Origin of the sequence: Vibrio sp. Vb0598, assembly GCF_033338935.1 — a bacterium.
Classification (GTDB): Bacteria; Pseudomonadota; Gammaproteobacteria; order Enterobacterales; family Vibrionaceae; genus Vibrio; species Vibrio alginolyticus.
The window spans coordinates 1-7,676 of record NZ_JAWOTP010000041.1 but is presented as its reverse complement, the minus strand read 5'-3'; the positions used below and the strand labels follow the sequence as shown (position 1 = coordinate 7,676).

Annotated in this window: 5 protein-coding genes; 3 read left to right on the top strand and 2 right to left on the bottom strand. The window is 44.4% G+C overall.

Annotation, left to right across the window (positions count from 1 at the left end; genetic code table 11):
* Positions 1 to 346: 346 nt before the first annotated feature.
* Together R7Q38_RS22500 and bamD are read right to left on the bottom strand one after the other, a co-directional pair.
* Complete coding sequence (locus R7Q38_RS22500) at positions 347 to 1,828, bottom strand: lytic transglycosylase F (protein WP_318114373.1); 1,482 nt, start codon at positions 1,826 to 1,828, stop codon at positions 347 to 349.
* Positions 1,829 to 1,976: 148 nt separating this feature from the next.
* The gene (gene bamD / locus R7Q38_RS22495; protein ID WP_005381876.1) at positions 1,977 to 2,705 is read right to left on the bottom strand and encodes an outer membrane protein assembly factor BamD; all 729 of its coding nucleotides are present in this window, start codon (positions 2,703 to 2,705) and stop codon (positions 1,977 to 1,979) included.
* Between the two features lie 136 nt (positions 2,706 to 2,841).
* Here bamD and rluD point away from each other — a divergent pair, with 136 nt between their 5' ends.
* From rluD to clpB, 3 genes are all read left to right on the top strand, one after another.
* Positions 2,842 to 3,819, top strand: coding sequence for a 23S rRNA pseudouridine(1911/1915/1917) synthase RluD (gene rluD / locus R7Q38_RS22490; RefSeq protein ID WP_206958067.1), 978 nt, complete (start codon positions 2,842 to 2,844; stop codon positions 3,817 to 3,819).
* A gap of 1 nt (position 3,820) precedes the next feature.
* Positions 3,821 to 4,549 carry a peptidoglycan editing factor PgeF gene (gene pgeF / locus R7Q38_RS22485; RefSeq protein ID WP_206958069.1) on the top strand — a complete coding sequence of 243 codons (729 nt, stop codon included), beginning with the start codon at positions 3,821 to 3,823 and terminating at the stop codon, positions 4,547 to 4,549.
* Between the two features lie 144 nt (positions 4,550 to 4,693).
* Positions 4,694 to 7,267, top strand: a complete 2,574-nt coding sequence (gene clpB, locus R7Q38_RS22480) for an ATP-dependent chaperone ClpB (RefSeq protein ID WP_005381873.1) — start codon at positions 4,694 to 4,696, stop codon at positions 7,265 to 7,267.
* Positions 7,268 to 7,676 lie beyond the last annotated feature (409 nt).

Here is a 7,676-nt window from a genome sequence, read left to right as displayed (position 1 = left end):
GCCAGTGATATTCATTGTCATAAGTGTTTTTCCTCTGTTGCATCCCTCATGGGTTGAGTTCAGATTACCGCTTTAAGCATAAAAAAATGTGATTCAGATCATTATTTTGCTCGGGTTTTTTATGATGAAAAATGAATGTGATCTCACTCAAGAACTTCTGAGATTTATCATGAAATTGCTTGTTATCGGTTAGTAAATCCGTAGATTGGATAGAGTACTCAGCTGAAAACGGCCTCGTTTTTAGGGAAGTTTTACGGCCTAATATTTGAGGTGGTTAAAATTTAACTACACGTAAGGTGTGATGACGATCACTGAGTCTCTCCAATGAATCCATTTAAAAAGCCGCTTACTGTACAAGCGGCTTTTTACTGCCTGGCATTTGGCTGACTTTTCGTAGCGGTATCATGAAAATGGGGTCTTTTGGGGCTAGTGAAACCCTTTCTAGACTTTTGACTTGGTCCAAGCTTTCTAGTTGTTTGTATATTATGTAGTAGCGATTAATGCTTGTGACGTACCCAACCGTTGAGCTTAAACTTTTCCGCATAACGACTTCAACGTTATTAAACCAAACATTAGGATCGTAACCTTGTTGGGCTGCACGCTTACGAATACGCTCTACATTGCCGGGGCCCGCATTGTAAGCCGCCAATGTAAAGTAGAGTTTATTTTGTGCAGTAATATCAGGGTCACTGAAGTACTGCTTACGCAAAAAAGCTAAGTATTTCACTCCAGCATGAATGTTGTTTTCTAATTGTCGAACATTTTTGATATTGATATTCGGATCTTGAGCGGTGCTAGGTAGGACTTGCATTATGCCAACGGCACCTCGACTTCCAACTAGGTCGTTATTAAATCCTGATTCCTTGTAAGCGATTGCAGCGATCAGTAAATAGTCGATATCGTATTTCTCACCATAGCGTGAAAATAGCGCCGCGAGTTTTTCTAGTTGAGCAATTTTCTTAGGGTTAAGAGCTCTGTTCAACCATCCCGTATTATCGATGTATTTACCGTAAATAACGTTACCGAGTAGTGTCCCAGAGCGAGACTTCTGGATGAACTTATTCACGACGGCTTTTAATTTGGGACTATTTTCTCGCATTGCCCAAGCAATTTTGCCATTTTTGCGGATAGGGATTTTTTTGTGAACCCGAATATCATCCATCACTTTCAGCCAAAGCTTGGCTTTATGGCTATCGAGAACAATGGCTTTGACGTAACCATTGTTGAGCATTCCGACCAGCTCATAATCTTGAAGTGTTTCTTCAATAAAGTGCACGATAACAGGCGGTAAGCCTTTTTTGTTTAGTTTCTTATTTAGTGTCTGAATGCTTTCAAAGTAGCTAGAACTGGCGCGCACCCAAATCTCTTTGCCGCTCAATTGTTCGATTTTCGTCATCGTTGGTGTGCTTTTGTTTGTCACTACCCACTCTTGAATACCAGTGAGGATGGGTGAACTGAACTCCACTTTCTGTTTGCGCGTGTCGGTAATAGTCAGGTTGGCGACAACTAAGTCACCTGAACCGTTTTCTAAGGCTGGCAGTAGCTGGTCGCGGGCAACAGGAATAATTTGTACGTTAAGCTTTGGTTTGAGTTTACGAAGGTCTTTTTCGAAATGCGCCAGCAATTCTGCGCCTATGCCTTTTGGTGTGCCGCCCTCAATGTAGTAAAAGCCTAAATCAGCAGAAACTAAGACGCGCAGTACATTCTTCTCCTTGATGACATCGAGGTCTCCGGTATAAGGAGGCTGTTTGAGCGGCGAGATTTGCAGTGCGCAAACGGAAGCAGACAATAGGAGCAGCATAACTGCGCAAAGCTTAGATATCGTCACGTTCACATCCTTTTTATAAAGGGGGGAGGAGAACTTTAAGCATATGTGGAGCTAGGAAGATCATCAAGAAAGGGCTGAATACACTATTGAGAGTAATAAAAAACCGCCACGGTAAAAACGGTGGCGGTTCAGTTTAAAGCAAGTTCAATTACTTCACAGGGTTGAGCTCGATAAGCTTTTCAGTTCTTGCTACGGCGTCTTCCAAACCAAGTTGCTTGTAGGCCTCTAACTGGATAGTCAGTGACTTACGTGCAGCTTCTGTGTCTGGATACGCTTTTTGTAGCTCTTGGCTACGATTAATAGCAGCGACCCAAGCTTCACGGCGAAGGTAGAAGTCAGCAGTCGCTAAATCATAGTTCGCTAGACGGTTTTTCAGCGCGACCATACGTTTTTGTGAATCTTCTGCATATGGGCTATTCGGGTAGCGTTGAAGCAGTTTTTTGAAGTCATCAAACGCTTTTTTTACCGGTTCAGGATCGCGATCGCTTCGATCTACGCTGAATAAATCATGCATAAAGTTACGATCTTGCGCCATGTGGCTTAGACCTCGCATGTACAGCACCCAATCCATCTTTTCATGGGTTGGGTTTAAACGCATAAAGCGAGAAATGGTTGCCAAGCCCAAAGCAAGGTCGTCGTTTTTGTAGTACGCATAGATTAGGTCAAGCTGCACCTGTTCTGAGTAGGCACCGAATGGGTAACGTGAGTCTAATGCTTCCAGTTTCTCAATTGCAGAAAGCCAATTACCACTTTGAAGAGAAATCTGTGCGTCTGCATACAGTTCCGAAGGCGGCACATCAGGAACGATTTCTTCTTTGCTTGCACATCCAAACAGAAGGGATACCGCTAAAAGGCCTGTTAAAGTCTGACGTTTCATATCAGGAGTCTGTTCCTTGAATCTAAATATTTCTTAAGCTGCCGTTACTTTCTTTCCAGTAACAGATACAATGACGTAATAGTCTATTTTTTCACAGTCGTGAGCATTAGTCTCACAGTTTTTAAAAAAGTTCGATATGGCTCAGCAGATTGTATTAACAAATACCGTAAAAGATAGCCAGTTAGGTCAACGTTTAGACCAAGCTATCGCCGAATTATTCGCGGACTTCTCTCGCTCGCGCCTAAAAGAGTGGCTGCTTGATGGGAAAGTTCAAGTTGATGGTGAAGTTGTCACTAAACCTCGTACCAAAGTAATGGGTGGCGAGGAAATTACATTGCAAGCCGAGTTAGAAGATGAAGAACGCTGGGAAGCGCAAGATATCCCGCTAGATATCGTCTATGAAGATGAAGATATTATCGTTATCAACAAACCTCGTGACTTTGTGGTTCATCCGGGCGCTGGTACGCCTGATGGCACTGTACTTAATGCGTTGTTGCATCATTACCCTGATATTGCAGAAGTACCTCGTGCAGGTATCGTGCACCGTTTGGATAAAGACACCACGGGTTTGATGGTGGTGGCGAAAACCGTTCCTGCACAAACTCGTCTGGTTCGCGCACTGCAAAAACGTAATATTACTCGTGAGTACGAAGCGATCGCTATTGGTCGTATGACTGCGGGCGGTAAAGTGGATCAACCTATTGGTCGTCACTCTACTAAGCGCACGCTTATGGCGGTGGCACCAATGGGCAAACCAGCCGTAACGCACTACCGTGTTGCTGAACGCTTCCGCGAACACACGCGTATTCGCTTGCGTCTAGAAACGGGTCGTACGCACCAGATTCGTGTGCACATGTCTTACCTTCAGCATCCGTTGCTCGGTGATATTGCATATGGTGGACGTGCTCGCATCCCGACAGGTGCGTCTGAAGAGCTAACGGCAATGATCCGGGGTTTCGATCGCCAAGCATTGCACGCAGTAATGCTGCGCTTTGAGCACCCAATTACGAGCGAAGTTCTTGAGTTTCATGCTCCAGTGCCTGATGACATGGTGGTGATGACTGAAGCGCTTCGTCAAGATACAGAAGAGCACGGCTTACCGGAAGAATTCTAATATGAAGACGATCATTCCGAATTGGCCAGCGCCTAAAAATGTCAAAGCTTTCGCCTCAACACGCATAGGCGGATTTTCGACAGGCCCTTACCAAGGGCTAAATTTAGGTACTCACGTTGGGGATGATTTGTCTTTAGTAGAGAAGAACCGAGCTTGGTTGGCGCAACAGGCAAGCATGCCAAATGCGCCAATCTGGTTAAACCAAACGCATTCAACCGTTGTGGCTCAAGCAAATGAACCAACAACACAGGTGCTTGATGCGGATGGTGTATTTACTTCTTCAAGCCATGTTGTTTGTTCAGCGATGACCGCCGATTGTTTACCTTTATTATTGACTAATACACAAGGTACGCAAGTAGCCGCAGTTCACGCAGGTTGGCGCGGCTTAGCAAATGGCATTGTCGAAAATGCGTTAGCGTTGTTTTCTGGTGAAGTGATAGCGTGGCTTGGCCCCGCCATTGGCCCTCAAGCCTTCGAAGTGGGTGAAGATGTTCTGCAAGCTTTTGTTGATTTTGATTCACAGGCGAATCAAGCATTTGCTCCACGCGATATCGACGGTAAATGGTTTGCTGACATGTCGGTGCTGGCAACGCAACGTCTAAACCGGGCTGGTGTGACACAAGTGTTTGATTCTGGACTTTGTACTTACCAAGATAAAGCCTCTTTTTACTCTTATCGCCGTGATGGTAAGACTGGTCGACAAGCAACCTTTATTTGGATCGAAGACTAGCTATAAGCACCAAAGTGCTAAGATGCATACTACTATTTTTGCAAAGCTATCTTTATTCATTCACTCCCTTGAAATTCCCCTCCTGAGTATCCATCTTTCTAACTGTCAAAAGAATTTCCTTTAGTTGAGGTTAGGAAGGTAGATATGCGTCTTGATCGATTCACAAGTAAGTTTCAAATCGCTATCTCTGATGCTCAATCACTAGCGTTAGGGCGCGATCATCAATATATCGAGCCAGTTCACCTCATGGTGGCTTTGCTTGATCAAAATGGCAGTCCAATTCGTCCATTGCTTACTATGCTGGATGTGGACGTAACGCATTTACGCTCTAAATTGAGTGAAATGTTAGATCGATTACCAAAAGTCAGTGGCATCGGTGGGGATGTTCAGCTCTCTAGCTCGATGGGCACATTGTTTAACCTGTGTGACAAAGTGGCGCAAAAGCGTCAAGACTCCTATATCTCGTCTGAAGTCTTCCTGCTTGCCGCTTTAGAAGATCGCGGACCACTGGGGCAATTACTCAAAGAGATCGGCTTAACAGAGCAAAAAGTCAGCCAGGCAATCGAAAAGATCAGAGGTGGTCAAAAGGTCAATGACCCGAATGCGGAAGAGCTTCGCCAAGCATTGGAAAAGTTCACCATAGACCTTACCGAGCGTGCAGAGCAAGGTAAATTAGATCCTGTTATCGGTCGTGATGATGAAATCCGTCGTACTATCCAAGTATTGCAGCGTCGTACTAAAAACAACCCAGTGATTATCGGTGAACCAGGCGTAGGTAAGACAGCAATTGTTGAAGGCTTAGCGCAGCGCATAGTTAACAATGAAGTACCTGAAGGTCTGCGTGGTCGCCGTGTGCTATCACTGGATATGGGCGCACTGGTTGCTGGTGCTAAATACCGTGGTGAATTTGAAGAGCGTTTAAAATCAGTATTGAATGAACTTGCTAAAGAAGAAGGCAACGTCATCCTCTTCATTGATGAGCTACACACTATGGTCGGCGCTGGTAAAGGTGAAGGCTCAATGGATGCGGGCAACATGCTAAAACCGGCATTAGCTCGTGGTGAGCTGCACTGTGTTGGCGCAACAACATTGGATGAATATCGTCAGTACATCGAAAAAGATGCAGCATTAGAACGTCGTTTCCAAAAAGTGCTGGTGGATGAGCCGACCGTTGAGGATACCGTGGCGATTTTACGTGGCTTGAAGGAGCGTTATGAGCTTCATCATCACGTCGAAATTACTGACCCAGCGATTGTTGCTGCGGCGAGCTTGTCACATCGCTATGTCTCCGACCGTCAGTTGCCGGATAAAGCGATCGACTTAATCGACGAAGCGGCTTCAAGCATTCGTTTACAAATTGACTCTAAGCCAGAGTCCTTGGATAAGCTTGAGCGTAAAATTATCCAACTCAAAATTGAGCAACAAGCACTAAGTAACGAGCACGATGAAGCGAGTGAAAAGCGTTTGAAAGCGCTTAATGAAGAACTCAATGAAAAAGAGCGAGAGTATGCTGAGCTAGAAGAGGTTTGGAATACAGAAAAAGCAGCTCTTTCTGGCACTCAACATATTAAGTCTGAGCTTGAACAAGCTCGTATGGACATGGAGTTTGCTCGCCGTGCTGGCGATCTAAACCGTATGTCGGAGCTTCAATATGGTCGTATTCCTGAACTTGAGAAGCAGTTAGATCTTGCAACCCAAGCTGAAATGCAGGAAATGACGCTATTGCGTAATAAAGTAACCGACAACGAGATTGCAGAAGTACTTTCTAAGCAAACCGGCATTCCGGTATCCAAGATGCTAGAAGCGGAAAAAGAGAAACTACTTCGTATGGAAGACGTGCTGCATAATCGTGTGGTAGGGCAAAGCGAAGCGGTCTCTGTTGTATCGAATGCCATTCGTCGTAGTCGAGCTGGGCTTTCTGATCCAAACCGACCAATTGGCTCCTTCTTATTCTTAGGTCCAACTGGTGTGGGTAAAACAGAGCTTTGTAAGACACTTGCGAGCTTTATGTTCGACAGTGAAGATGCGATGGTCCGTATCGATATGTCTGAGTTCATGGAGAAACACTCAGTGGCAAGATTGGTGGGTGCGCCTCCAGGCTATGTCGGATATGAAGAGGGTGGTTACTTAACTGAAGCGGTTCGTCGCAAGCCGTATTCGGTAATTTTGTTAGACGAAGTAGAGAAAGCGCATCCGGATGTATTTAACATTCTGCTGCAAGTTCTCGATGATGGGCGTTTAACGGATGGTCAAGGTCGTACTGTTGACTTCCGTAATACGGTTGTGATCATGACATCTAACTTGGGTTCATCTCGTATCCAAGAGAATTTCGCAACATTAGACTATCAAGGTATCAAGAGTGAAGTGATGGATGTGGTTAGCAAACACTTCCGCCCAGAGTTCTTGAACCGTGTTGACGAAATCGTGGTGTTCCATCCACTTGGTCAAGAGCACATTAAGTCCATTGCTTCTATTCAATTGGAACGTTTGGCGAAACGACTAGAGGAGAAAGGCTATCAACTAGAAGTTTCCGACAAAGCACTCGACTTGATCGCTCAAGTTGGTTTCGATCCTGTGTATGGTGCGCGTCCTTTAAAACGTGCAATTCAGCAGAATGTCGAGAACCCGTTAGCCAAATCAATTCTTTCTGGTGAAATCGTTCCAGACAAGACAGTGCAGCTAATTGTTACTAATGACCAAATTTGTGCTCATCAATAATTGTATGGATACAGTAAAATTGAGATAAAAATCACACTAAAGGGGCCGTTTGGCCCCTTTTCTATAGTTTTTTAGAGTCTTTTGTCTGTTTTCTATACGAATAAACTAAAAAGGTGAGTTTTTTTAAAAAATGCACTTGTGTTCTTTAATGAACTCCCTATAATGCGCCTCCGTTGTCACGGGAAAGCAAGTGAAGCGGAACCTAAACAACTACGGTTAGTGAGTTAAAATTAACTCGCAGATAAATAACTTAAAAAAGTGTTTGACACGATAAGTTATCTAGCTAAAATAGCCGTCCACTTTGAAGAGAACTTCGAAGTGTGCTCTTTAAAAATATAGACCTATCAATCTGTGTGGGCACTCGTTGATGATAATCCAATTAGAAGCTTAGGCTTCAAATTAGGTTTCA